The sequence below is a fragment of the Anabaena sp. CCY 9402-a genome, from assembly GCF_963920945.1.
Lineage (GTDB): Bacteria > Cyanobacteriota > Cyanobacteriia > Cyanobacteriales > Nostocaceae > Trichormus > Trichormus minutissimus.
This window is the reverse complement of record NZ_CAWUDL010000077.1, coordinates 1-23,248: the sequence shown is the minus strand read 5'-3', so window position 1 is coordinate 23,248 and position 23,248 is coordinate 1. Positions and strand designations below refer to the sequence as shown.

Genomic DNA, 23,248 nt, shown 5'->3' with positions numbered 1-23,248 from the left:
AAGGTACTGTACTCTACTATTGACTGTTTTTTAGTCAAAAAAAATGATTTAATAAAACTCTTGTAAATGTCTACATTTTGATGCGTAGCCATCTAATGTTACGTTTTATAACTTTTCAATAACTGCATAACTATTTACCGATGAAACAACGTTTGTCTCACAAAGTCGTATTATCATCTACCTGCGCTCTGCTAATAACAGCCTGTGGAAGTAACTCAGCAAATAATTCCCCAAATAATACTCCCGACACCACAAATACATCTAATACAGTTCCTATCGGTATTGCTGTTGCTCAAACTAGCAATGTGGCGTTGCTAGGTCAAGAGCAAGTCGCTGGGGTGAAAATTGCGGAAAAGTATTTTAATGAAAAAGGTGGCATTAACGGCACACCAATTAAATTAGTATTTCAAGATACATCTGGCGATGAAGCTGGTGCAATAAATGCTTTTCAAAATTTAATTAATAAAGATAAAGTCGTTGGTATTGTCGGCCCTACTTTGTCTCAACAAGCTTTTAGTGCTAACCCTGTAGCCGAACGTGCTAAAGTCCCAGTAGTAGGTCCATCAAATACAGCTAACGGAATACCAGAAATCGGTGATTATGTAGCACGTGTATCCGTACCAGTTTCTATAGTTGCTCCTAATGCTGTAAAAGCTGCACTCAAACAAAATCCTAACATTAAAAAAGTAGCCGTTTTCTTTGCTCAAAATGACGCATTTAGCAAATCAGAAACAGAAATTTTTCAAAAAACTGTTAAAGACCAAGGCTTAGAATTAGCCACAGTTCAAAAGTTTCAAACAACTGACACTGACTTTCAAAGCCAAGCTACAAATGCAATTAATTTAAACCCAGATTTAGTAATTATTTCCGGTTTAGCCGCAGATGGTGGTAACTTAGTTAGACAACTTAGAGAACTAGGTTACAAAGGTTTAATTGTCGGTGGTAATGGAATGAATACATCGAATGTCTTCTCAGTTTGTAAAGCTTTGTGTGATGGTGTATTGATAGCTCAAGCTTACAGTCCAGAACATCCCGGTGAGATTAATGCTGCTTTTCGCAAGGCTTACGTAGATCAATTTAAGAAAGAACCTCCCCAATTTAGCGCACAAGCTTTCGCAGCCGTACAGGTGTATGTAGATGCACTCAAAGCATTAGATAATCAGAGCAAAGTCAATACATTACAGTTACCACAATTGCGAACAGAATTAAATAAGCAAATATTGGCTGGTAAATACAATACACCATTAGGAGAAATTAGTTTTACTCCAATAGGTGAAGTTGTGCAGAAAGATTTTTATGTAGCACAAATTAAAATGGAAAAAGATGGTATTCAGGGTAGGTTTACATTTTTGAAATAGGGACTGGAAATCAATTCAAAATTCAAAATTCAAAATTTTTGCCTTTTGCGTTTTTCTGCCCAATGCCCAATTACGAATTACGTAGGCGTAAGCCTTGCCGCAGCCCATTACGAATTACGAATTAAATCACATGGATTTTAGTTTGTTTCTTCAACAACTATTAAACGGCTTATCTATTGGCAGTGTTTATGCAATTTTTGCTTTAGGTTATACGTTGGTTTATTCCATTTTGGGAATTATCAACTTAGCTCATGGGGCAATTTTTACTCTGGGGGCATATTTTACCTATGCACTCATGGGGGGTACTTTTGGATTTAATGGCTTGTTGGCTAATGCAACGCTACCGATAAATTTACCATTTGCTATGGCTTTAATTATTGGCAGTAGTTTGGCGGGATTAGTTGGGGTAGCTATGGAACGCATTGCTTTTCAACCTTTGCGGCGTAAAGGTTCTGACCCTTTACTCACAGTAGTTTCTAGCTTAGGAGTAGGAGTTGTAATTGTAAATTTAATTCAATATTTAGTAGGCGCAGAAAGTTATACATTTCCTGCTAATACTTTTGGGAATTTACCACCAGCGATTAATTTTGGTAGTCTAGCCAAACCGATTCCTATTCGTAGTGTGCAGTTGATTATTTTTGTGGTGTCGGTGGTAATTGTGGCTATTCTCACCTACTTTATTAATCGTACTAAATACGGGAAAGCGATGCAGGCGATCGCAGAAGATCCAACTACTGCCAGTTTATTGGGTATTGATAGCGATCGCTTTATTGTCTTAACATTCTTCATCAGCAGCTTTCTCGCTGGTTTAGCAGGAACTTTGGTAGCCTCTAGCGTCAGTATTGCAGGCCCTTATTTTGGTATCGCCTTCGGGTTGCGAGGTTTGGCGGTGATTGTTTTGGGTGGCTTAGGGAGTATTCCCGGTGCGGTGTTGGGGGGTTTACTCATTGGCGTAGTTGAAGCACTTGTCCCGGCTGAATTGTCTGGGTATAAAGACGCTGTGGCTTTTGGCATTTTATTTGTCATGCTATTAGTAAGACCACAAGGCTTATTAGGTCGTCGGTTTATCCAGAAAGTGTAAAACTGTGAATAGTCAAGTTGATCACTGATAACTATCCACTGAGGTATCAAGCTATGACAACATTTACAAAACCAAAATTAACATTTGAGCAGTTTCTTGATCAATGTCCAGAGGAAGGTTTCTATGAACTTATCGATGGGGAAATAGTAGAAGTGCGTTCAACCAGAAATCATGATGATGTCGCTAATTTTATCTTGTTTGGCTTCTATGATGAAATTAGGCAATTTAATTTAAATTTTGTAGTAAATAACACAGCAGTTTTTAGAACTATAACGGCGAAAGGAATAGAACAAGGTCGTAAGCCTGATGTGAGTGTCATAGATAGAGATTTATGGCGATCAAACCGTTCTGCTTATGCTGCACTTGAGCAACCTATTCAGTTAGCTGTAGAGGTGACATCAACTAATTGGGAAGATGACTATATTGATAAATTGGATGAATATCAAAGATTAGGGATTCAGGAATATTGGATTGTCGATTATTTGGCAACTGGTGACAGAAAATATTTAGGTCAACCTAAAGAGCCAACAGTATTTGTGTTTCTATTAAATGCTGATGGTGAATATGAACGTAATGCTTTTAAGGGTTCTGAGCGCATAATCTCACAAACTTTTCCAGAACTAAAGCTGACAGCAGAACAAATATTAACAGCTTAGATTTCATCCAAGCAAATTAAAATGGCTGAATTTTTTTCTACCTATGGCTCACTCATTGTTTCAATGGTATTAGGAGCATTACTCGGACTATCACTATATTTACCATTAATGGCTGGACAATTATCTTTAGCTAGCCCTGGATTTTATGCTTTAGGAGGTTATATTGCAGCAATTTTATCAACCAAAGTTTTTACATCTAGTAGTGATTTATTCCCTATTCCGTTATTATTATTAGAGATGTTAATTGCGGGGTTAATTTCTGGTTTATTGGGTATAGCTGTAGGTATTCCCGCCTTAAGATTGCGGGGAATTTATCTAGCGATCGCTACAATTGCATTTGTAGAAGTTCTGCGTGTTTTTTCCCTAAATTTAGAAATTACAGGCGGTGCGGTAGGAATTTTTGCTATCCCTCAACCATTCCCCACTCAAATTGAATATTTATGGATTGCCTTACCATTACTATTAATTAGTATGGTTTTATTCTACCGTTTAGAACGGGTACGCGTCGGTAGAGCCTTTACTGCAATCCGTGAAGATGAATTAGCAGCCGGAGCAATGGGAATTAACCCCACTTATTATAAAGTTTTAGCGTTTACTTTGGGGGCAATTTTAGCGGGAGTCGTGGGTGCAATTAGCGCACACTTTCTCAACACTTGGAATGCAAGACAAGGTACATTTGACGCTAGTATTATTTACTTAACTTTTGTGTTAATTGGTGGTTCAAGAAGTTTTTTAGGTTCAGTGGTAGGTGGTATGGTATTTACAGCCTTACCCGAAATTTTACGCGGTTTAGCTGATACGGGTGGTTTACCTGAGTGGTTAGCGCAATTTCTCCGGGATGGGAGATTAATTATTTTTGGTTTACTGATAGTAATAGGTACTATTTTCTTTCCCCAAGGTTTGATAACTCCTGATATTTTTAAAATAGGTAAAGCAAAAAATAGGTAAAGCAGGTGACAGTTGACAGTGAAGGGGGAAGTGTTTTTTTCATATTTTGCTAGTTTTCGTCGTTGCGCTATTCGGAGGCTTACATCTTGTTTTGTATCATTTGTTTTATTGAACACTCGATGATTATTGAGAATGGTGCAAAATATCAGTAAAGAGTATTAAATATTACTTCACACAATACTCAACAACCAATACTCAATCCTCAACACTCAAAAATGTCCCAAACTATCCAGATAGATAAAAGCAAATCTATTTTAGAAGCCAAGTCAATCACTCGCTGTTTTGGTGGGTTAGTGGCGGTAAATAATGTTTCTTTTACAGTTAATCAACATGAAATTTTTGGGTTAATTGGCCCTAATGGTGCTGGGAAAACAACTCTATTTAATTTAATTACAGCGTTGATTTCCCTTTCTAGTGGAGAATTAAGATATCACGGTCGAGAAATTTCGCACTTACGTTCTTATCAAATTGCTGCTTTAGGTATTGCTCGCACCTTTCAAAATATTCGCTTATTTGGGGAATTATCAGCACTAGAGAATGTGATTATTGCCCGGCATTTGCATACGAATAGTAGTATATTTACAGGTGTTTTAGGCTTACCTCCAGCACCAAGAGAAGAAGCAAAAAGTAGACAGAAAGCTTTAGAATTATTAGAGATGGTGGGATTAAGCGATCGCGCCCAAGAAAAATCTCGAAATTTTGCCTATGGTAATCAGCGTCGCTTAGAAATTGCTCGTGCTTTAGCCCTAGAACCGCAAATATTACTACTCGATGAACCTGCTGCGGGGATGAATCCCAGTGAAAAAGTGCAATTGAGTGACTTTATTCGGAATTTACGCGATCGCTTCAATTTAACTATTATTCTCATTGAGCATCACGTTCCATTAGTTATGGGATTATGTGACCGAATTGCAGTCTTAGATTTTGGACAATTAATAGCCTTGGGTGAACCATCTGTAGTCAGAAATAACCCGGCTGTGATTGAAGCTTATTTAGGTAATGAATGAGCAATTAAATTTTGTAGTAAGGATTTCGTTCTGATCATCTATTAATAATCTGCTCCACCGCCACAGAAATATCTGGAAATGCAAGCGGCTGAATTGTGCCGATTGTTAATGTTTGTTTCGTCGCGTATTCTCCATCTAAGATATCTCGAAACACAACTAAATTGAGCTTTCGCAAGTTCACCACCCAGTATTCTAAAATACCTGCTTCGGCATAAATTTTATTTTTTATTTCTAAATCTTTCTCTAAACTGGAGTTAGAATACTCAATCACCCAGAAAATATTCTCTGGATAGGGATGATGTAGTAAATACTCACGTCCTAAACGTTGGACAATAGCAATATCAGGTTCAGGCTCAGAAGCGTTAGGTAAATTGATAGGCTTGGCTTGACGCACATCAGCTAAGTCATCTAACAACTTCGTGAGATACTGAGCAGCTTCATGACTACAATAAGCATGGGGTTCGCCTTCTGGGGACATTTCGATGATTTCTCCCTGTAGTAGTTCAACTTTGCGATCGCTTAAAATGCCAGCCTCAATCATGCGATGATAGTCATCAATCGTCCACTTGGCGATAGTAACAGTCATAACGATTGATTCCTCCTAATGAATCTCGATATTTCCTTATTTTAAACCTACTGCAAAAACCTGATATTAATGTATGTTAGGTTTTGTGACATTATTCAATATTTCTGAAACTGCCAATGAAAGCCGATGAACGCCGATATGAAGAAAGTCAAGATTTTGTTGTTTTAGAGGTGCATAACCTTGATGTTAATTATGGCGGTATTCAAGCTCTGAAAAAGACTAATTTAATGATTAAAAAGGGCGAGGTAGTTACTTTAATTGGTGCTAATGGTGCAGGTAAAACTACAACACTACGAGCCATATCTAAAATAGTTAATCCTGTTAATGGGCAAATAACTTATAATGGGCGCAATATAACCCGTTGTCAATGTCATGAAGTGGTAAAGTTGGGGATTGCTCATTGTCCAGAAGGGCGGCGTGTTTTGGCAAAGCAAACGGTGTTAGATAATCTACTTTTGGGTGCTTATATTCGCTCGAATCAAGCTGAAATTAAAGCTGATATTCAAACCCAATTTGAGTTATTTCCTAGGTTAGCCCAACGACGTACTCAACTAGCAGGAACTCTCAGTGGTGGGGAACAACAAATGCTAGCGATCGCTCGTGCTTTAATGAGTAGACCACAACTATTGCTTTTAGATGAGCCGAGTTTAGGTTTAGCACCTGCGATCGTCAAAGAAATATTCTCAATTATTGAAAATTTGCGGGCTACTGGCGTGACTATTTTATTAGTCGAACAAAACGCCAATTTAGCTTTACAAATTGCTGATAGAGGCTATGTTTTAGAAGCTGGTAATATTACCTTAAATGGTGCAGCATCAGAATTAATTAATGATGAGCGAGTGAGAAGAGCTTATTTAGGATAATTATTAAAATCTCCCAAGCAACAGCCTGCTCCTACGCCAGTTTTAGATTTGTTCCCAAGAAACTTGTCTTTTGAGTAAATGTTATACTATCGGCCTGAATTTTTATACCTAGAAATAAATTAAAAATATTACAAAAGGTTACAAAATTTGTCCTATATTGGTTTTGCACCCGTCTTTTCGAGTGTCTATCTTTGTGTGGATGCGAATGGAATTCGCCTGAATATAAGCCATGAGTCAAATAGTTTGGATCGCAAGACACGCCAACCGCCTCGACTTCGTAAACCCCGATTGGTTTCTCACCGCAGAACGACGCTACGATCCACCCCTGTCTGAAGATGGTTTTGTTCAAGCCAAGCAGCTAGCTAGGCGGTTAAAACAAGAAAAAATCACCCATATTTTCGCTTCTCCCTTCCTGCGGACAGTACAAACCGCCAACGCTGTAGCAGAAGTTTTAGATTTGCCAATTAAACTAGAAACAGGATTAAGCGAATGGCTAAACCCTGCTTGGATGTCAGAAGAACCAGAAAAACTCTCAACTCCAGCCCTATCAGCATTATTTCCCAGGATTGATACCAGCTACACGCCTCAAATTGCTGCCAAATATCCCGAAACTCACGAACAGGTACGCGCACGTTCAGCACAAACTGCTAGGTGTTTGGCATCGGAATACTTCCCCCATGATATTTTGCTGGTAGCACATGGGGCTTCTGTACTGGGGGGCGCAATGGGTTTAGTCGGAGACATCGCTAAAACCGAAGTCAAAGCTTCCTTGTGTTCTGTAGTCAAAGTAGTCCGTAGCGAACCAGAATGGTTGCTAGAACTAAAGGGAGACACCACCCATTTAACTCAGGTAGAGGAAGTTATTCGTTTTGCTTGAAATTGGCAATGGCTATTGGGGACTGGGGACTGGGGATTGGAAGGGAGAATGACTATTACTTATTGTCTTCTTACTCATTACTCATTACTCATTACTCATTACTCATTACTCATTACTCAGCATCGGCTAAACGCCGCGCTACCGCGAACACAACTCACTTACTGATATTTTTATGACATTGTTACTAGCAGGAGATATTGGCGGTACAAAAACTATTTTGCGTTTGGTGGAAATATCAGACTCATCTGAGTTGCAGACTCTTGGTGAGGAAACTTACCATAGCGGGGATTTTCCTGATTTAGTGCCGATGGTGCAGCAATTTTTACTCAAAGCCAACGCAGGTACACCAGAAAAGGCTTGTTTTGCGATCGCTGGCCCGGTGGTAAACAATACTGCCAAACTCACTAATTTAGCCTGGTTTCTCGATACAGACCGCCTAGCGCAAGAATTGAGTATTCCCCTCATTTCCTTGATTAATGACTTTGCGGCGGTCGGTTATGGCATTTTTGGTTTAAGTAAACAAGACTTGTTGACGTTGCAAGTTGGTAAACACCAATCTGAAGCACCCATTGCCATTATTGGGGCTGGTACTGGCTTAGGACAAGGATTTCTAATTAAACAGGGTAATCACTATCAAGTCTTTCCCTCGGAAGGGGGACACGCTGATTTTGCTCCCCGCAACGAGTTAGAGTTTCAGTTATTGAAATATCTGCTGGATAAACATGATATTCAGCGCGTGTCTGTAGAACGGGTAGTTTCCGGCCAGGGGATTGTCGCCATTTACCAATTTTTGCGCGATCGCTTCCACACCACTGAATCCCCAGAAATAGCCCGAATTGTTCGCACTTGGGAACAAGAAGCCGGACAGTCAGAAAAAAGTGTTGATCCTGGTGCAGCCATCGGTAAAGCTGGAGTCTCAGGAAGCGATCGCCTCTCTGAACAAACCTTACAAATGTTTATCGATGCTTACGGTGCAGAAGCCGGCAATCTCGCCCTCAAACTCTTACCCTATGGCGGCTTATATATGGCTGGTGGGATTGCCCCCAAAATCTTGAATTTGATTCAAACCAGTAACTTTTTGTTGAACTTCACCCAAAAAGGCAGAATGCGCCCTCTCTTAGCAGAAATACCGGTGCATATTATTCTCAATCAACAAGTGGGATTAATCGGTGCGGCTTTGTGTGCTTCTAGGTTATAACAGCTAGCATCATCAGTGATATCTGCAACTGCGAATGCTAAAACTATGACACATAGAGTCTTGTTCCCATTGATTGCTACTGCCTTAATTTGTGGCGGATTTTTGACTGTAGACGCAAGTCAACCCAAACGTCCGACTGTACCAGCTAAAACTTCCGTGTCGCCGAAAAAACCACTTGTTACCCAACCAGTACAGCCACAATGGAAGTTATTCACAGCCCCAGACGGACGTTTTACTGTGTTAATGCCAGGAATGCCTAAAAAGGAATCCCAAACTCAAAAAACCTATATGGGGGAAATAGAACTAGAAATATTTTCTGCCCAACCACCCAAGCAGGAAGTAGCCTATCTAGTGGTTTCTAATGAATTTCCTCATAGTTACGGGCAAATGACCAACCCTCAAGAAATCTTGAATAACGTCCAGGAGATGGCGTTAAAAACAACTCAAAGTAACTTAATTAGTCAGCGCAATATCCGTAGTTCTAACGGTCATCCCGGAAAAGAATTTGCCTACATTAATGTTGGCGGCAAAATCACCAGAACCAGAATCTACGTTGCTGAAGGACGTTTATATCAAGTAATGGCAATAACTACAAGGAAACAGCAGAAAAACTTAGCGAAAACCATTACAGGATACCTAAATTCTTTTCATATAGTTCTGAAAAGGTGAGTTGACTATACAACTTTTTCTCAAACTTAACCCCCAACTTCTTCACTATCAGGGAAGGAGTTGGGGGTGCGATCGCTTTTCCCAATGCAACCTTAATAAATCTTTCCTTAAGCGATCGATCATCATCATTTATTCTACTAAACTAAACCACATTAATTATGCTAAACTATTACCTATTCCCATAATTCAAGTTTCTAAATCCTTAATTGCCTTTTGAATTTCCATCAATTTTGCTCATAAATAACCATCGCTTCAGCTAAGACTTGGTCACGAAAATAACAACTTAAATCTGCTGAAGTTCTTAAATCTATCTGGCGATTTATTATACTTGATAACTCATCTTGCATCGAAATAATAGCTAAACCAGGAGTTTTTCCCGGTTCAAATTCTACTAAAACATCAACATCACTTTCTCTTGTAAAATCATCTCTTAATACTGAACCAAATAAAGACAACTTACAGATCGAGTGCCGTTGACAAAATTGTTTAATTTCTTCTTGAGATAAATTAATAGGAAGAGTTTTTTGTTTCATAGTTAAAACTCCTGATTGTTAATTTTATCTCCATGATAACTGGAGTCTAGACTAATAGTTGCCTCAAAAGGTAATGCCTGCGGCGGGCATTGCCATTCCACTTTGCCAATAACGTATATGTTACACTCCACAAGTCTGAGGCAATCGCAACCGCCGGACTATATATCGCCAATTTCCTGACTCATGCTCAAGACGCATATTTACCCTATACTCCACAAAGTTTGCAACAACACCCCAGATATCCGGTAATGTAGTATCTACATAATTATTAGCTACTTCATACCACCTGCTGCAACCATGTCAGAGTATCCTACTCTCCCCACAACCAAACCCCAAAATCCTAATTTTTCCTCTGGCCCCTGTGCCAAGCATCCTGGCTGGTCTGTTACTAATTTGCAAAACGCTTGTTTAGGTCGTTCCCACAGATCGGAAGATGGTAAAGCCAAATTAGCAGCCGTAATTGAACGTTCCAAACAAATTCTCGGTCTTCCTGCTGATTATCGCTTGGGTATTGTTCCTGCTTCCGATACTGGTGCTGTAGAGATGGCGTTATGGTCACTACTGGGACAAAGACCCCTTGACATCCTGGCGTGGGAAAGTTTTGGTCAAGAATGGGTTAAAGATGTCGTAGATGAGTTGAAATTGCCCGATGTGCGCTTGATGAAAGCACCCTATGGCAACTTGCCCAATTTAGAAGAAGTTGACTTTAGCCATGATGTCGTGTTTTTGTGGAATGGCACAACTTCCGGTGTGAGAGTTCCCAATGGTGATTGGATTCCAGATGACCGTGAAGGACTAACCATTTGTGATGCCACTTCTGCGGTGTTTGCAATGGATATACCTTGGGAAAAAATCGATGTGCTGACCTATTCTTGGCAAAAAGTCTTAGGTGGGGAAGCACAGCATGGTGTGGTTGTTCTCTCGCCCCGCGCCGTAGAAAGACTGGAAAGTTATCAACCAGTTTGGCCGATACCCAAAATTTTCCGTTTATCCCAAAAAGGTAAGTTAATTGAAGGTATTTTTAAAGGAGATACCATCAATACACCATCAATGTTGTGTGTAGAAGATGCCCTAGATGCCTTAATTTGGGCAGAAAGTATTGGAGGACTTTCTGGCTTGATTAGTCGTAGTGAAGCCAATTTAGCGGCAATTAGCAAATGGGTTGAACAAAGCAGTTGGGCAGACTTCTTGGCAGATAAACCAGAAACTCGTTCTTGTACTTCTATCTGCTTAAAAATAGTTGACGCAAGTTTTGCTAGCCTCAGTCCAGAAGACCAAGCAAAATTCGCCAAGAAAATGGCGAAACTTTTAGAAAAGCAACAAGTAGCTTATGATATTGCCCCTTATCGTTCTGCACCTCCCGGACTCAGAATTTGGGGCGGAGCTACGGTAGAAACTACGGATATTGAAGCCTTACTTCCTTGGTTAGATTGGGCATACGCTACCTTGAAAACTGAGTTTGCTGCGGTAGCTTAAAGTAATTCGTAATTCGTAATTCGTAATTAAGAGTTACAGATTACGAATTATAATTCTTCTACACACTTATAGGACTTACGCACAAATTACGGAATAATGAACCACAGAGACGCAGAGAACACGGAGAGATAAGGGTTTAAGAGAGTTTTTGCGTAAGTCCTGACTTATAAATTGCAGCCAAAACCTTCAGAACTCTCAGAAAAAGTAACTAATTCTAAGAAGTCTGGATTAGCTAAAAACTGCTTTGCTGCTAATAATCCGGCTACGCTCCAAGTTTGATTGATTCTGGCTTCTTTGCCAATCAAACGACCATTGTTGCCATCGTAGTATTCGGGGAATTTATCCTGGGTTAAACGACTTTCGGCGATCGCGATCGCTTCTTGGGCTAGTTCTACTCTGCCGGTTTTTAGTGCCGCAGCTGTAAATAACCACAGTAATACCGGCCAATTACCACCATTATGATAAGACCAAGCGATGTTTTTGGGGTCACACCCTGTGACAATTCGCCACTCTAAACCTTCTATAGCCGGATAGCAAATTTTCACAGGCATATAGCCAATTAAGTCTTGCCAGCGATGCACAAATAAATTCATGATGCTTTGAGATTCTTTTTCGCTAGCTAAAGAAGTTAAAATCGCCATCAAATTACCCAAGGCAAAAAAGCGAAAATCCATCCGTCCCGGCCCCAAATTCCCGGCTAAATAGCCACTATGTTCAGGTAGCCACTCAATTACCCAATCAGGAATTGATTCTGAGTAGATATTGAATTTATTAGCAACTTCTTTACCAAATTCATTTCCTTTGTAACGGTAAATTTCTCTTAACCTTTTCAGGTCTACCCAGTAATAATTGCAGATGTGATAGTGCAAAGCACCCAATCTACCATTAACTTTATCGAGATACTGTCCCCCATCTCCATCGGGTAAGAGTAACTCACGAGAAGCCCGCATAGCTGCGTAGAATAACACCTGAATTTCTAAAGGGTGTTCGTAGACTCCCATACGGCGGTCAATCATAAATGCGCCATCGGGAACTAACATTGTGGGGTACATGGCAAACCGATGTACCAGGCAAAGATCCAAAATTAGCTTGATCCCAGCTTGAAATTGTGGCTGACGGGCTAATTCTAAGTCCCCTGTGGCTTTTTCATAGGCACGCAGCAGCAGAATCCACCAAAGACAAGAATCTATGGGAGGAACGCGTGCGATCGCTTGTTCACCAAAATCAGCAATTAAATATTCCTCGCTGCCATTGGATTCTACTTTAAAACTTGCAGGCATCAATCCCGAACCAGGTTGAAAGCAATCCATCTGCTTTTCATGGCTTTGTAATTTCAGTGTCTCCACTAAAAAGTTACGGACAATTTCTGCTTTACCTTCCATGAGAAATACTAAAGCAGAAGGAATAAAATCGCGAAGGAAACACTGGTCATAGTTGAGTGCATCCAAATCAGGATCGTGAGCCGCTACAGTCCCAATGGGTTTTCCCTTGTAATAAATTATTGATTCTTCTAGGAGTCGCCAAGCTTCTGTTTGCTGGAGATTTGTTTGATTGATTGTGGAAGTTTTCATAAGCACTTAGTTCTATTACTACTCTCAAATCCATCTTGGAAAGCACAGCAAATCTACTCTCAAGCTGACCAAAGATGAAAGCAAATCAGATAAATCTCAAGAAACTGCTGCTATTTCTTCTGAACTACTAACACGCTAAAAAACATGACTTTTAGCAGTTGCCTTACGGGTTAAAGTCTGCGGTGGAATAACCTTAGAGTATGGTTTTGGGGAGTATTTGCGACAATATTTACTTTGATGAGGCATTTTTACCGGCGATCGCCTAATTAATCTCTGAACTTACGCCGTAATCTTGGATGTGCCTTCTTTTTTACCCTATCATATATTTCTCTGCACTTAGTTAGCATTAACTACAATTAGATATTAGAAAATAGTAAGTAGTCAAACATAATTAGGATCGCAATAATTTTCACTACTTCTTTTTCTATAAGATTTGGATAAGATAACTTGCCAAAATAATAAAACCTTTAGAGGCGTTGCAATGCAACGTCTCTACCTACAGATAATTCAGAACACTGTCAACGCCCTGCGATCGCTAACAGTAATCAGCGCAAATTAGTCGGTATTTGTTTTGGAATCACCCAATAGTAAATAGTTTTGCCATCCACTTGTAGTGTCTTTTCCGGCTTCCAGTCACCCATATCAAAAGCGTGAGATACAACCCTAGTACCGGGCTGGAGTTCTTTAAATAGCTTAGGACGTAGTTTAAGATTGATTTCAGGTAACAGGTAGAGGGTAACTACTGTCGCATCACTCAAATCAGTGTTAAATAGGTCTTGCTGAATAAACTTTACCCGATCAGTAACTCCAGCTTGTTGGGCATTGATGTTAGCTTCTTGGATGCGTTCTGGATTAATATCTATCCCAATCCCTCTTGTGCCGAACTTTTGAGCAGCTGTATTCACAATCCTACCGTCACCACTGCCTAAGTCATAAACCAAATCATCTTTATTTACTTGTGCCACTTCTAACATTGCGTCTACTACAGGTTGTGGTGTTGGCACATAGGGAACATCCGCAGGGCGTTCTTGGGGTTCTGTGGGAGCTAGTGTTTGAGTCTGACCTGTCAATGTTGGTGAAGAAGGCGTTGCTTCTGTTTCTAAGTTCTGTGCTGTGGTTGTGCATCCAACAAGACCCACATTGGCAATACTAACCCCTGTGACTAGGATAAGTAGCATTCTTTGCAAGTTCATTAATAATCCTCCAATTGAACTGTTCACTGATTTAAGTTCTACCTTGGTGGTAGCGATTCCAAACCAAAAACGGAATACCTGCTGCTACTACCAAAACACCAGCAATTGCGCCTACATTTGTGTAGACTAAGCTGGAGTAAAGCAAATAGCCACAGACGACACAAAAGAGCATCGGTGTGACAGGATACAATGGCACACTAAATGGGCGAGTAATGTTTGGTTCTTGGTATCGCAGTACAATCAGAGATATGCCGGAAAGCAAGAAAAAGAACCAAAATACAGGTGCGGTGTAATCCACCATTGTTTCAAACCCTTTACGGGTGAATGTGCCTAATAGAACCAGTCCCAAGGCGATCGCCGCCTGCACCAGCAATGCCGAACCGGGAGTGCTAGAGAGTTGTTGCCAACTTCCCATAAAACCAAACAACGAAAAATCTTTACCAAGAGCGTAATTAGTCCGCGCTCCTGTGAAAATGGTGGCGTTGATTGCCCCCAAGGTGGAAATTGCAATTAAAAAGCTAATAAACCATGCTCCTGGTTCGCCGGCAACAGAGCGCATTAAATCTGCGGCTACTGCTTCTGATTGCGCCATGTTGGCTAATCCTAATCCCCGCAGGTAAGCCCAATTGATTAATAAGTAAATGGCGGTAATAATGCCAATACTCCACAATAGCGATCGCAATATATTGCGCTGTCTATTTTGGATTTCTGCGGAAATGTATGCCGCTTCGTTCCAACCGCCATAAGACAACAGCACAAACACCATCGCTAGCCCCCAATTACCTGATGAGGTAGATTCTACCGTCACCACAGAATTGTTTGTGGCACTCAGTCCAAACATGACTACTAGTAACAAACCTAAAACTTTAGCCACAGATAGTAAGTTTTGCGTCCACTTACCTTGTCTCAAACCAAAAATATTTAAGGCTGTTAGGAGAGCAATTACACCTGCTGCATAGACAGAAGATGAATATGAACCAAGTCGCCACAATTGCGAGGCATAATCACCAAAAACGAAGGCTAATAGAGTAATAGAACCAGTTTGAATGACTGTTAGCCGCGCCCAGGCAAATAAAAAGGCGATCGCACGTCCAAATGCACGCTTGAGATAGAAATAGACACCGCCAACATCAGGATAGGTTGTTGCCAACTCTGCATAGCACAATGCGCCAATTATAGATACCAAGCCACCAGCTAGCCATAACATCAGTACAGCCAGATCATTCCCGGCTTGATTTGCCACCAATGCCGGAGTTTGAAAAATCCCTGCACCAATCACAATCCCTACAATTAAAGCAACTGCGTCGGGTAATCTTAACAATTGCCTAGGTGACACAACATTTTTACCCTGTCCCTCCTCCACTACAATGTTTTCTATAGGTCTACTCACATTAGCTCCTTACTAATTTGAACTTTAAGAGTGTCAGTAAAAACCATTACACTCTACCTTCGTTAAAAGTTTTTTGGTCTAATTTTTCTGGATGTACAAACATGAGTATTCAGTAACTACCCTGATAATTTTTTAATTAATTATCGGGTGTTACTACAGGCTTTCCATGTTTGGTTAATCAGAAGTAAATGGGACTGAGGAGTAATCTATTTGGTGTGGGTAAGAAAGACGTGATTTATTAGTCCCATTTATTAATTTTGAGCAAAAAATGTGACCAAAAAGTGACAAAAAGAAAATAACGTCGTACACAGTAGCAGGACTTAGGCAAAAACTCTCTTAAACCCTTATTTCTCCGTGTTCTCTGCGGTATGCGCTACACAAAGGTTATTCCGTAATTTGTGCGTAAGTCCTAAGTAGTTCTAATTGTGCTGGATTATCTTTGACCAAAATCATTTGCATTGTTCATGTTTATATCAATTTTTTCTGTTTCTTGCAGTATAAAAAATAACTTATAAAAACTTCTATTACTGGTAAAATTTATCACAACCTAGAGAATGATTAACACAATTGCAGGCTTAGAATATGTGTAAGATTTTGCTTACTAGCACTGAAGGAACACGGGGAAAGGTGACAAGATAGGAGAAAAATATCTGTTTGTTTCATTCTTAAGAGGTACTGCGATCGCTCCTAAGTATGAGGTTTTATTTAAAATCTCATACTAGGTAGAAGTAAAATATCTACAAGTTCGCCTACTACTAAACCAGTAGTCGCTAAAACAGTTAAAATCCAAAAAGAGTTTGCCTTGTTGAAGCCTGCAAATCGCATTTCTAAATCAGCTAAAAGTGTGCTAGCTACAGGGATAAGAAAAAGACTAAATAATAATGACCAAGTAGCGACTAAGGCAATTGAGATACTTAACACTAAAATTACCACTAAAGTTCTAGAACCCAAGGATACTAAACGTTCTAACCAAGTGATACTTTTACGGACTACAGCTATAGCAATCATGGCCACAAAACCTCCCACTAACCAAATAATGTGATGTGCCGCCAAATACCATCCTAAAAAGGCATAAGCTAGCCACAGCAAGATTAGAGGCAGAAGGGGAATTCTGTGATTAAATTCTAGATTTATCTTTTCCATAACTGTAACTTCATATAAGTGTTAATATTTACGCTACCTATTCTTTTGCAGAAAAGATAATTACTTTTACACTTAGATGTAGCAAATTTTTCAGGAAAATCCTCGACTGTAAGGAAAAGTTAATTATATTTATATTAATTTTTTCTAATTACTTAGTAACTCTATGTATTTAGGGATAATTTCGAGAAATTCGTGAGTGGGGAGTAGGGGAAAAAATCCCCTTCCCTGTTACCTACCTATCTTCCTAACGAATAGCGGCTCGCTTGTCAATTTCCGTCCAATTTACGACATTCCACCAATTGTTCAAATACTCTGGGCGACGGTTGCGATATCTCAGATAATAGGCGTGTTCCCAGACATCATTCCCCATAATTGGATATAACCCTTCCATAATGGGACTATCCTGATTAGCCGTAGTCATAATCTGGAGTTGACCTTGGGGGTTACGCACTAACCAAACCCAACCACTACCAAAACGACCAGCACCAGCTGCATTAAATTGCGTTTTAAAAGCATCAAAACTGCCAAAAGTTTGGTTAATTTCTTCGGCTAGTTTTCCTGTTGGTTGTCCACCACCATCGGGACTCATGATTTGCCAGAAAATAGTGTGATTCAAGTGTCCCCCACCGTTATTTCGCACTTTTGTCCGAATATCTTCAGGTACACTGTCCAAATCCCTCAGTAAAGCTTCAACACTTCTTTTTTGCAAATTTGGGTACTTCTTCAGCGCATCATTTAGGTTATTGACATAGCTAGCGTGATGGGCATCATGATGCAGTTTCATGGTTTCTGCATCAATAGCTTGGCTCAAAGCCGTGTAATCATAGGGCAATGGTGGCAACTTGGCAGGAGAAGCACTTAACTCTTTATCAGGGTAAGCGACAGGTAAAGAAGACTTAATAGTCGGTGTTGTGGTATTGACAGACTGTGACTCAGCTATTGGCATTGTTCCACAAGCAACAAGCAAAATTGCTGACAACAACAAAGCAAATGTCTTTTGCAAAAATTGAAACATAAACTAGTACCTCAAAATTCATATTGCAAGATGAAATAAGACCAATCAATAAATTCCAGCATTTTGTGTGGATGGAATTAATCTGTGCTAGAGCTATATAGCATTTCTCGTTTTAGTGAGGTACATCTCTTTAAGGTCAAGGACTAGAGGTGAAATTGTACCTCATTTAATGGGGAACTGCTATAGAAATAAGTAAAGCACTACTCAAAAACATCTTCAGCGAAAATCTTATACTAAAAATGCTGCCAACACCAAGATATTTTTTTAAAATTCAAGAAATAATACTCTATTATTACCTTTCCTAATAGGTATTTTTTAAAGATAAAAATTTCAATTATTAGTAAAGTTTATTTACCTGTGATTAGGTTTCACAATAAATAAGATTATGTTTACTTTTTCAATTAAATTAATTTTGTTATCCCAGTAAATTCTAGCATAAAAACATATTTATAAAATTTAAGTCTTTAATATATTCCTTTGGATATAAAGACAAAAGTTACAAGCAAAACTATTGGCAGAGACAGGAGGATTTTTCTTTTGTTAAACATATAATTGAGTCATCAATAAGGCTTTAGCTGGAAGTTAAGTTACTAAAATAACTATGTTACTGTCAGCATAGATTAGTCCTAAAACAGCTATTACCAATTTAATAGAGTGCCATTAATAGTCAAGGATTTATTTGAATTTTGGCAAATATTCACTTTAGCCTCTATTTTTTAGCTGTCTCCTAATTTAATCAGGAAATATATCTGTTATTTTAGGACAGATAACTTGGTAAAAATATCAATTTGCTCAATATATAGCCAAGGATATGTAATATGTTTGTTGATCAAGTATTGCAAAACAAATTTGCTCTAAATCAAAATATTGCTCAGGCAACTCGCAGTGAGATAAAAACTAAGCAATCACCAACCAATAATTTAGAGATTCCTGAAATAGCTATATCTTTAACTCCTATTGGCTTAGTTTTTAGCTGGGTTATATTCTTTATAATTTTGCGAAAAATTCGGACTATTTTAGAAGACAAGATGGTTAGCACAGTTAAAAGCTCGCATCAATTACCTTGCAAAAAGTGCAAATTTTATACCAACAACCATTATCTCAAATGTGCCGTAAATCCTGGGATTGTGATGACAGAGGATGCTAAAGATTGTTCTGAATACTCGCTTGAAAAAGATCATAAATTCTCTGCTAAAAATCTTTTTCACTAATAGCTTATTAGTAGTCTATGACTGGACACATTCAAGTTAAGCAACTTTCCCAAACTCTCGCCGTCGCTGTAGCCAGTTCGCTATATCATTGGTGGTAATGATGCCGGTGAGTAAATCATCTTGAGTGACTAGCACTCGTCGCACCCCTGATGTTTGCATTTTTTCGAGTATCTGAGACATTTGTTCTTCTGGACGCGCACTTATCCCCTGTTCTGTAGGAATCATCGCCTCTTGAACAGTGCGGTATATCCATTCTTCTCGTGGGATATCCTTAACTTTACTTAAAGTAATAATCCCTATTGGTTTACTATCTTGCATGACGGGAAAAGAATGATAACGACGACTGAGGAAATATTTATCTACTAATTCCTGGAGTGTTAAGTCGCCATCTACTGTCTCTGGATAGGGTGTCATAACTTCCCTGGCACGTACTCCTTGTAAACTGGTACGCAGCAGAATTTCTTCATAACTAGCTTCAGCCGCAGTGTAGAGAAACCAACCAATTAAAACAAACCAGAGTCCGCCTAAAACAGCACCACCAAATGTCTGCAATAAACCCAGAAAAATCAGTAAATAAGCTAGCAATTTACCGCCTGTAGAGGCAATTTGTGTAGCTTTTTTCAGGTTGCCGGTGTATTTCCACACTAGAGAACGGAAGACACGACCACCATCTAAAGGAAACCCTGGTAACATATTAAAGATAGCCAGGATAAGGTTAATGGATGCTAAGTAAGAAGTAACACCATTAATTACCACACTCCAACCTGCATTTCGGCCAATATACCAGAGCAAGCCAAATAGGGCAGACAGTACCAAACTAGTAACAGGCCCAATGACGGCTATTTGAAACTCATCGCCTGGAGTTTCCGCATCCATTCGAGTTCGGGAAACTCCACCAAAGATAAATAGAGTAATCCCCTCAACAGGAATTCCTTTTGACCTAGCTACAAAAGAGTGAGAAAGTTCATGAGCTAGTAACGATGCAAAGAACAGTAATGTTGCTACTATGCCCATGCCAAAATAAGTAGTATTGTCAAGTCCGGGATAATTAGCAGGAAATAAACCTGCGCCTAGAGTCCACAGGACAAGAAAGAAAATTACCAACCAAGACAAATCTATTCGGATTTCAAAACCGAAGATAGAACCTAAGCGAAAACCTTGCATAATTTGCTTTTATTTGAGCGCAAAAGATCATCGAAGTCACCAAAAGCTTAGAAAATGATCATTATTGCTGCCTCTAGCAAACGATAGAGTCCTGTGTATCAAAGGAAAGAACTGCAAATAGGAACTGGCAATTAAATTGACCTACTAGTTTGTAGTAAGGACTTTAGTCTTTATTTTTCTAAGAGGTTGTTTGAAAAGTCTGTTTCTTTGTCATGTTGTAGCTTGCTTTGCTACGCAACGCTACCGCGAACTCCGCAAGAGTATTTTCAAATATGCTCTAAGGACTAAAGTCCTTACTACGAACCGTTAAAACTAAACTCCTACACCGGGATTGAGTTGGAGTAATAACCAAGTTAGATACGTCCCGAATGGCCCCCAAAGTGCGTAGGGAAGGAATAGCCAAGCGGCTTTTTGAGAAATTGGCTTAACTACAAAAGCGAGAATGTAGACCAAAAGCGTGGCTAATCCACCGAGAATTATTCCTCCTGTGAGGCTTTTCAGTTCTACTACAACGGGACTGTAGGCGGAAGTGAGGATAGCAACTGCTGCATAGATAGCCATCAAAAGCCAAGGACGAGAACCTTGTCTAGTTTTTTTTTCCCAAACAATAATGGCTGAGATGGTGAGACAAGCCCAAATTAAAGTCCAAATAAACGGGATGAGAAATTCAAAGGTCAACCAGTTAGGACGTTGCAAATTTTGAAACCAAGGGTCGCGCAGTGAGGTAAACAGGCTACCGCCAAAAAATAATGCTGCTGAAACTGCTGTAATAATCCATCTAGCTTTCACAATGGTTTCCTGTCATGGTGGCTGATATTTGCAGTTTAACTTGGGTTTGACAGATTGCACCTCTCATTAGTCAAGATGTGTGTACAAACCATATCTGTATTGTGGATTGGTGATAGAGAGTTTCATCAAATTTATAATGCAGCTAATACGCATAATAACTTATAGGATCGCTGATAATATAACCGTAGAAGATAAGTATTTTCCCTGTTATCAATTATTAAGGATTAACTATGGACCCTATCTCTCTGGTTATTGCTGCTTTAGGTGCTGGTGCGATCGCAGCTGCTAAGGATACCGCAGGAGTCGCAGTTAAAGATGCCTATCAAGGTTTGAAAGCCTTAATTAAGAAGAAGTTTGAAAGTGAACCAAAAGCACAAATGGTTCTGGAAGAATACGAAACAGATCCTGAAACCTATGAAGCACCACTTAAAAAGAAATTAGCGGAAGCTGGTGTTGATAAAGATGAGGAAATTATTAAGTTAGCGCAGGAATTACTCAAACAAGAAAAACCGGAAGAGTCAGCAGCAGGTAAATACAACACGGTATTTCAAGGAGAAGTTAAGGGCGTTCAGATTGGCGATCGCAACACACAAACAAATACATTTTAACTAAAAGCCGCTAGGGTATCTCAATGAACCACGCAGAGTTTCAAGGAGAAGTTAAAGGCGCGCAGATAGGCGATCACAACATTATCTACAACTATTTCTACTACAGAGAAGAAATCAAACCTATATCTGTTGATATTGCTGACGAATATCTACCTTGTCCTTATCGAGGGTTGTTTCATTTTGGCCCAAATGATGCGGATGTGTTTTTTGGGCGGGAAATATTTATTGAAGAACTTTATACTGCGACTAAAACCCAGAATTTTATTCCGCTACTAGGTGCATCAGGAAGCGGTAAATCTTCGGTGGTGTTGGCGGGGTTAGTTCCGAAGTTGCAAACAGCAGGACATTGGCAGTTTACTCACTTTCGTCCTGGTGCTGATCCTTTTCATGCTCTAGCTGTAGCTTTAGTTCCGCTTTATACGTCTGAGTCAAATGAAACTCAACAAATTGCCCAAGCGCGAGAGTTAGCTGGGTTCTTACAAAATGGCTCTGTTTTTCTCTCAGATGTTTTTGCAAAAATTGGGAAAAAACACCCTAATGAACGGGTGCTATTAATTGCTGACCAATTTGAAGAAATTTATACTCTCTGTAACAACCAAGAAATTTGCCATAAATTTCTTGATTGTTTATTAGCCAGTTTAGAAACTCCCTCTTCTCTATCTACATCCGCTACGGTGTGGGTGACAACAATGCGAGCAGATTTTTTGGGAAATGCTCTCTCCTATCGTCCCTTTGCGGATGTTTTGCAAAATGGTGACTTGAAACTGGGGCCGATGAATCGAGAGGAGTTAACACAAGTCATTGAAAAACCTGCCCAAAAATTAGGGGTGACATTTGAAGCGGGGCTGGTAGAACGCATTCTATATGATGTGAAAAATCAACCGGGAAATTTACCTTTGCTAGAGTTTGCGTTAACAGAGTTGTGGAATAAGCGAACGGGTAAACAATTAACTCACAAAATCTATGAAGAAATTGGTCAAGTAGAAGGTGCGTTAGCTCGCCATGCAGATGAGAAATATGGCAACTTGACAGATGATGAGAAAGAAAAAGTCCGGCGGATTTTTATTCAATTGGTGCGTCCGGGTGAGGGAGCAGAAGATACCCGACGCGTGGCGATGAAGACGGAATTGGGGGAGCAAAGCTGGGATTTGGTTAAAAAATTAGCTGATGCTCGGTTGGTGGTAACAAGTCGCAATGCTACCAGTCAAGACACTGTGGAGGTAGTCCATGAAGCTTTGATTCGCAATTGGGGAAAATTGCGCGAATGGATGAATAAAGACCGCGTTTTTAGGGCTTGGCAAGAGCGACTGCGGTCAGCAAAGGGACAATGGGAAGCAACGAAGCGAGATTCTGGTTCATTGTTGCGGGGTGCAGCATTAGCAGAAGCCGAAGAAAAACTCAAGGAACGCCCGGGAGACTTGATTGATGAGACAGAATTTATTGAGGAGAGTATCCAAGAAGGAGAGCGTTTTAAACAAGCCGAAGCAACTCGCAGAAAGCGCGAAATTAGAACTGCCTGGAGTATTGCGGCGGGTTCGTTGGTGGCGGTGGTAATTAGCGGTGGATTGGGTTTGACGGCATGGAATCAGAAAAACCAATTGGAATTCAATCAAGCCGAATCTCTTGGTCGATATTCTTTGTCTCTATTTAATGAAAATAAACAATTGGAAGCTTTTGTTCAAGCAATCGAGGCGGGAAAAATCCTGCAAAGCCAACACAAAACTAACCCAGAGGTAATGACTGCCTTGCAGACAGTTCGTGTTCAAGGAAGAGAGCGCAACCGCTTAGAGGGGCATAGTCAACTTGTCTATAGCGTGAGTTTTAGCCCCGACGGCAAGACATTGGCTTCTGGCAGTTGGGACAAGACAATCAAACTCTGGAATCTAGAGACAGGCAAGGAAATCCGCACCCT

21 protein-coding genes and 1 pseudogene are annotated in these 23,248 nt (G+C 39.8%); 13 read left to right on the top strand and 9 right to left on the bottom strand.

Translation table 11 applies throughout. The features are described from left to right. The first annotated feature begins 140 nt into the window (after nucleotides 1–140). The 5 genes from ACM0OR_RS22880 (at nucleotide 141) to ACM0OR_RS22860 (ending at nucleotide 5,050) form a co-directional block, all read left to right on the top strand. The gene (locus tag ACM0OR_RS22880; protein WP_414578873.1) at nucleotides 141–1,358 is read left to right on the top strand and encodes an ABC transporter substrate-binding protein; all 1,218 of its coding nucleotides are present in this window, start codon (nucleotides 141–143) and stop codon (nucleotides 1,356–1,358) included. Nucleotides 1,359–1,488: 130 nt separating this feature from the next. Continuing rightward, a complete protein-coding gene (locus ACM0OR_RS22875; RefSeq protein ID WP_414578880.1) occupies nucleotides 1,489–2,439 on the top strand; it encodes a branched-chain amino acid ABC transporter permease in 951 nt (316 codons plus the stop codon). A gap of 53 nt (nucleotides 2,440–2,492) precedes the next feature. Next, complete coding sequence (locus ACM0OR_RS22870; protein ID WP_414578872.1) at nucleotides 2,493–3,095, top strand: Uma2 family endonuclease; 603 nt, start codon at nucleotides 2,493–2,495, stop codon at nucleotides 3,093–3,095. Nucleotides 3,096–3,116: 21 nt separating this feature from the next. Then, nucleotides 3,117–4,043 carry a branched-chain amino acid ABC transporter permease gene (locus ACM0OR_RS22865; RefSeq protein ID WP_414578871.1) on the top strand — a complete coding sequence of 309 codons (927 nt, stop codon included), beginning with the start codon at nucleotides 3,117–3,119 and terminating at the stop codon, nucleotides 4,041–4,043. Between the two features lie 215 nt (nucleotides 4,044–4,258). Further along, a complete protein-coding gene (locus tag ACM0OR_RS22860; protein WP_414578870.1) occupies nucleotides 4,259–5,050 on the top strand; it encodes an ABC transporter ATP-binding protein in 792 nt (263 codons plus the stop codon). Between the two features lie 34 nt (nucleotides 5,051–5,084). Here the strand turns inward: ACM0OR_RS22860 and ACM0OR_RS22855 are convergent, their stop codons facing one another. Beyond that, nucleotides 5,085–5,636, bottom strand: coding sequence for a Uma2 family endonuclease (locus ACM0OR_RS22855; RefSeq protein ID WP_414578869.1), 552 nt, complete (start codon nucleotides 5,634–5,636; stop codon nucleotides 5,085–5,087). 116 nt (nucleotides 5,637–5,752) lie between these two features. Between ACM0OR_RS22855 and ACM0OR_RS22850 the strand changes: the two genes are divergently transcribed. The 4 genes from ACM0OR_RS22850 (at nucleotide 5,753) to ACM0OR_RS22835 (ending at nucleotide 9,243) form a co-directional block, all read left to right on the top strand. Then, nucleotides 5,753–6,499 (top strand): ABC transporter ATP-binding protein, encoded by a 747-nt coding sequence (locus tag ACM0OR_RS22850; protein ID WP_414578868.1) that lies wholly within the window; start codon nucleotides 5,753–5,755, stop codon nucleotides 6,497–6,499. Between the two features lie 229 nt (nucleotides 6,500–6,728). Further along, nucleotides 6,729–7,376, top strand: a complete 648-nt coding sequence (locus tag ACM0OR_RS22845) for a histidine phosphatase family protein (RefSeq protein ID WP_414578867.1) — start codon at nucleotides 6,729–6,731, stop codon at nucleotides 7,374–7,376. A gap of 172 nt (nucleotides 7,377–7,548) precedes the next feature. Continuing rightward, nucleotides 7,549–8,574 (top strand): glucokinase, encoded by a 1,026-nt coding sequence (locus ACM0OR_RS22840; protein ID WP_414578866.1) that lies wholly within the window; start codon nucleotides 7,549–7,551, stop codon nucleotides 8,572–8,574. A gap of 45 nt (nucleotides 8,575–8,619) precedes the next feature. Continuing rightward, nucleotides 8,620–9,243, top strand: a complete 624-nt coding sequence (locus ACM0OR_RS22835; protein WP_414578865.1) for a hypothetical protein — start codon at nucleotides 8,620–8,622, stop codon at nucleotides 9,241–9,243. 224 nt (nucleotides 9,244–9,467) lie between these two features. Here ACM0OR_RS22835 and ACM0OR_RS22830 read toward each other — a convergent pair whose 3' ends face one another. Next, nucleotides 9,468–9,776 (bottom strand): nucleotidyltransferase family protein, encoded by a 309-nt coding sequence (locus ACM0OR_RS22830; RefSeq protein WP_323267492.1) that lies wholly within the window; start codon nucleotides 9,774–9,776, stop codon nucleotides 9,468–9,470. A gap of 297 nt (nucleotides 9,777–10,073) precedes the next feature. Here ACM0OR_RS22830 and ACM0OR_RS22825 point away from each other — a divergent pair, with 297 nt between their 5' ends. After that, nucleotides 10,074–11,252, top strand: coding sequence for a phosphoserine transaminase (locus ACM0OR_RS22825; protein ID WP_414578864.1), 1,179 nt, complete (start codon nucleotides 10,074–10,076; stop codon nucleotides 11,250–11,252). A 164-nt stretch (nucleotides 11,253–11,416) separates the two neighbouring features. Here ACM0OR_RS22825 and ACM0OR_RS22820 read toward each other — a convergent pair whose 3' ends face one another. From ACM0OR_RS22820 to ACM0OR_RS22800, 5 genes are all read right to left on the bottom strand, one after another. Continuing rightward, the gene (locus ACM0OR_RS22820; RefSeq protein ID WP_414578863.1) at nucleotides 11,417–12,823 is read right to left on the bottom strand and encodes a glycoside hydrolase 100 family protein; all 1,407 of its coding nucleotides are present in this window, start codon (nucleotides 12,821–12,823) and stop codon (nucleotides 11,417–11,419) included. A 545-nt stretch (nucleotides 12,824–13,368) separates the two neighbouring features. Next, a complete protein-coding gene (locus tag ACM0OR_RS22815; RefSeq protein ID WP_323267507.1) occupies nucleotides 13,369–14,016 on the bottom strand; it encodes a class I SAM-dependent methyltransferase in 648 nt (215 codons plus the stop codon). A 31-nt stretch (nucleotides 14,017–14,047) separates the two neighbouring features. Beyond that, entirely contained in the window at nucleotides 14,048–15,406 is a 1,359-nt protein-coding gene (locus tag ACM0OR_RS22810; protein ID WP_414578862.1) for an APC family permease, read from the bottom strand. Between the two features lie 705 nt (nucleotides 15,407–16,111). After that, nucleotides 16,112–16,549 (bottom strand): hypothetical protein, encoded by a 438-nt coding sequence (locus tag ACM0OR_RS22805; protein ID WP_414578861.1) that lies wholly within the window; start codon nucleotides 16,547–16,549, stop codon nucleotides 16,112–16,114. A gap of 244 nt (nucleotides 16,550–16,793) precedes the next feature. After that, on the bottom strand, nucleotides 16,794–17,564 hold the full coding sequence (locus ACM0OR_RS22800; RefSeq protein WP_414578860.1) for a superoxide dismutase: 771 nt from the start codon (nucleotides 17,562–17,564) through the stop codon (nucleotides 16,794–16,796). Nucleotides 17,565–18,382: 818 nt separating this feature from the next. Here ACM0OR_RS22800 and ACM0OR_RS22795 point away from each other — a divergent pair. After that, entirely contained in the window at nucleotides 18,383–18,775 is a 393-nt protein-coding gene (locus ACM0OR_RS22795; RefSeq protein ID WP_414578859.1) for a hypothetical protein, read from the top strand. Nucleotides 18,776–18,811: 36 nt separating this feature from the next. Here ACM0OR_RS22795 and ACM0OR_RS22790 read toward each other — a convergent pair whose 3' ends face one another. Both ACM0OR_RS22790 and ACM0OR_RS22785 read right to left on the bottom strand, forming a co-directional pair. Next, nucleotides 18,812–19,939, bottom strand: coding sequence for a site-2 protease family protein (locus ACM0OR_RS22790; RefSeq protein WP_414578858.1), 1,128 nt, complete (start codon nucleotides 19,937–19,939; stop codon nucleotides 18,812–18,814). A gap of 312 nt (nucleotides 19,940–20,251) precedes the next feature. Beyond that, a complete protein-coding gene (locus ACM0OR_RS22785) occupies nucleotides 20,252–20,728 on the bottom strand; it encodes a TspO/MBR family protein (protein ID WP_414578857.1) in 477 nt (158 codons plus the stop codon). Nucleotides 20,729–20,958: 230 nt separating this feature from the next. Here ACM0OR_RS22785 and ACM0OR_RS22780 point away from each other — a divergent pair, with 230 nt between their 5' ends. Both ACM0OR_RS22780 and ACM0OR_RS22775 read left to right on the top strand, forming a co-directional pair. Further along, on the top strand, nucleotides 20,959–21,336 hold the full coding sequence (locus ACM0OR_RS22780) for a hypothetical protein (RefSeq protein WP_414578856.1): 378 nt from the start codon (nucleotides 20,959–20,961) through the stop codon (nucleotides 21,334–21,336). Between the two features lie 23 nt (nucleotides 21,337–21,359). Continuing rightward, a pseudogene (locus tag ACM0OR_RS22775) lies at nucleotides 21,360–23,248 on the top strand (WD40 repeat domain-containing protein); the annotation flags it as partial.